The organism is Lachnoclostridium sp. (assembly GCF_031997925.1).
Taxonomy (GTDB): domain Bacteria; phylum Bacillota; class Clostridia; order Lachnospirales; family Lachnospiraceae; genus Lachnoclostridium.
Window position 1 is genome coordinate 1 of sequence record NZ_DAMADT010000062.1, and the last position, 3,167, is coordinate 3,167.

The 3,167-nt window shown below is 34.1% G+C and carries 3 protein-coding genes; all 3 read right to left on the reverse strand.

The window, feature by feature from the left end; genetic code table 11:
* Positions 1 to 184 precede the first annotated feature (184 nt).
* Positions 185 to 688: a hypothetical protein gene (locus RTP52_RS20150; RefSeq protein WP_331661992.1), complete on the reverse strand. Its 504-nt coding sequence runs from the start codon at positions 686 to 688 to the stop codon at positions 185 to 187.
* Between the two features lie 46 nt (positions 689 to 734).
* Entirely contained in the window at positions 735 to 1,988 is a 1,254-nt protein-coding gene (locus RTP52_RS20155; protein WP_331661994.1) for a PQQ-dependent sugar dehydrogenase, read from the reverse strand.
* Positions 1,989 to 2,623: 635 nt separating this feature from the next.
* The gene (locus RTP52_RS20160) at positions 2,624 to 2,968 is read right to left on the reverse strand and encodes a YmaF family protein (protein ID WP_312373167.1); all 345 of its coding nucleotides are present in this window, start codon (positions 2,966 to 2,968) and stop codon (positions 2,624 to 2,626) included.
* Positions 2,969 to 3,167: the final 199 nt, after the last annotated feature.

The window sequence follows — 3,167 nt, forward strand, 5'->3', positions numbered from 1 at the left end:
GAATATCCGTTTTGACTCTCATCCGGGAAGTCCCCCGCTTCTGTAAGCGGGGGACTTCCCGGTTTTAGTTCAAGCTCCTGCAGAATGATATGTAGTGGAAATGAGGTAGAGCTGGTAGCGTAAGCGGATTGCGAATATGGCAGAATAAGTTTCGTGGGCCAAAATAATAGTATTTTGAAGTTATTTAATAAATATTAGCTAAATGAAACAAGAATTTTCTAAGGCAAATATTCCAGATGCTAGCGTAAACAAGTGAAAATAAGAAAAACATGAAAATAGTTAAAGGAGTTGATAACGATCTAGTCAAATTTATAAATCCAGGAATACCTACTATATAGGTTAAAAATATCATCCCAAGAGATAATACTATGCTTGAAGATATTATAGAAATAATGATTCCTTTTCTATAAAGCAATGTGCCGATAACGAAACCTAGTAGTCCGGTAGTAAAAAGAAGGATCATTGTTTCCTGCGCACTAATTATAGTAAGAATTAATGCAGAGGAAAAAAATACGGAAACTCCAAGAAAAATACTTGAGACAGCTGCTATAGCAATAGGTAGTGTACTTAATGGACTTAAGGCTAAACCAAGTGCGGGTAAAAATACAGGTGCTGATTGGAAGAGAACAGCTATCGCTGTTAACATGCCTCCAAAACAAGTAAACCTAACGATATCCATTTTTTTCAATGATATACCTCCTATCATGCGATTCCATAAATCATAAAAAGAAATTTCATGAAATGATTTCAAATATAGTACCTTGGTTATAATCAGCCACATTCATAGAGCTATAAACCCCTAGATATAGTCTGGTTTGATCTAAATTCGTACCCAAGCTAACATAATAAGCTGATTGAGACCCAAAATTATAATCAATATCGATAACACTAAAATCATTTAGTTTACAATCCAATCGTACTTTGGTATAAGCTAAAACCCCTCTATTCGGAGGTTGAGATCCTTCATCCCGAGCCAGATCGGTAAACACAACGCTTCCTGTTAAATCGGAGATTTCATTCCCCATATATGGTTGAACTCCTGTAAGTGCAGTTGCTCCAAACTTATCAGGACGTGGATCTTCATGGAAATAGCTGATTAGAGGTTGAAGACGCAACACGGAAGTTTCCACTGCTTCATCGTAATATGCAATTGTTTTCTTATCCAAATCCGGATTTGCAGAACAACTTTCTATGATAGGAGTAGGAAATGCGCCTTCCCATCCTCGCCATCCAAGATTAATAAAGCTTTCCTGGTCAGGTTCAGATTCCATTTGAGAAGCTTGAATAAGTTTAGTAACCGGTATAGGTTTATATTGTACGAATGAAAAAATCGATTCTACCATATCCTGTCCGACATTTCCCACATATTTGATATACTGATTATAAAACCTTTGAAATGATATACCTGGTATATTGCGAACTCCTTTGGCAATTACCGTTAGCATTTCTTGAATAGGTACGGGAAGTTCGTTAAAACGTGTAACCACTTGTGGATTATCGACAAATGTATTCTTATTTACATCAATTTCAATTATTTTACCAGCGAATTCCATATTGTCTTGGCTTAAATTAAATGGGTCATAACCTGATCCGCCATCTCCAGTTGTTAAAACAAGTTTACCAGTTTCAGGTGAGAAGTTTAAGCTATTTACACCATTATGATTTAAAAATGGTCTTCTTAAATTAAGTAATGTCCGATGTTTTTGAGGTTGACCGTTGGGCTGTAAAATCCATTCTTCCACTGTATCAATATGATTGTATTGAGTTTCTCTATTTATCCATTTTAAGTTTAAGGTACTAGGGTCACACGGATTAGGATGAAAGGAACCAGGAAGAGCACCTGGACCTTGTGATCCAGCTACTGAATAGTGAAGATAAAACAGACCGTTATAATAAAATTCAGGATGGAACGCTAGCCCGAGCAGTCCGCGCTCATCATATCCGCCAGTAGAAACACCTAGTTCTATGATTCGTGAGCGAATATCCAAAAAAGTTTCTATAACTCCATTTCCTATGTAAAAGATCTCGCCTATCTGAGTAGCAATAAATAATCTTTCGATTGAGTCCCCCGGAAGTATAGCTGTTTTCAAAACAGTGGGTAAATTTATTTTATTAACAATGGGCCGTAAATGAACTTTGACTTTAATCATCTAACTTCCTTCTTATTTTTACTTTCTTTTATATAAATATGATTAGAACGGTTCTATTATACCAATCGGGTCGGGACAATAGGAAGCTCTAGAGCAATAGAGCGAAAATGTGAAAGTCTTGCTTAAAATAAAGGGCTCACCCAAAAGTAAAAAGGCTCACCTTGTAAGGTGAGCCTAAAAAATCTAATATGTGATTAGTTACAAGAACTGAATCCGCAGAAATTAAAAAATTGTTTACATAATTCACTTAAATTGCAAGAACTAAAATTGAAACACATAATATAAATCCTCCTTTTAAGTAACTGTTTTTAGGAACAATTAGATAGTAACATATTCGTAACATTTATGTAATACTTAAATAGAGGAAGTTAAGTGATAACATGGAATTATTGGAATTAATAATCGAAATTACAAATATCTACAATTTGTTCTGAAATAGAAATAACTTGTTTTGCTAAGATACTATATTAATGTTAATGATGATTACTTGTAGGATCATCAATTAAAGTTGCAAATCTAAAAGCATGTTTATGGCCATCATTAGTAGTAGTTACAGATTCTAGATAATGAATATGTGTATTTCCAATTGGAATAGCGGTAGTAGTATGGCCTTGAAAACTATGATAATGTTCCCTGAAAAAATCTGTTTTAAATGATACATCATGGTAGTGATCCATACCGTATGGTATTGCTTCTCCAGAAATAGTAGCAAACCGATGACTATGAAGGTCATTTTGTTCGGCTACTACGACACTCCCTTGAATTTCATGAACATGCGTCTGCTTCGTATTAGAAAGATATTGGTTAGAATTATCCATAATATAAATCCTGCATGCAAAATTTTATTACTATAATATGAAACGTATGAAAAGTTTATTCCTAACAATTATAAACTAGAAAAGGCTCACCTAAGTAGGTGAGCCAAAAAAATCAATCTTTATTAGTTACAAGAACTGAATCCACAGAAATTAAAAAATTGCTTACATAATTCACTAAAATTGCAAGAATTAAAATTAA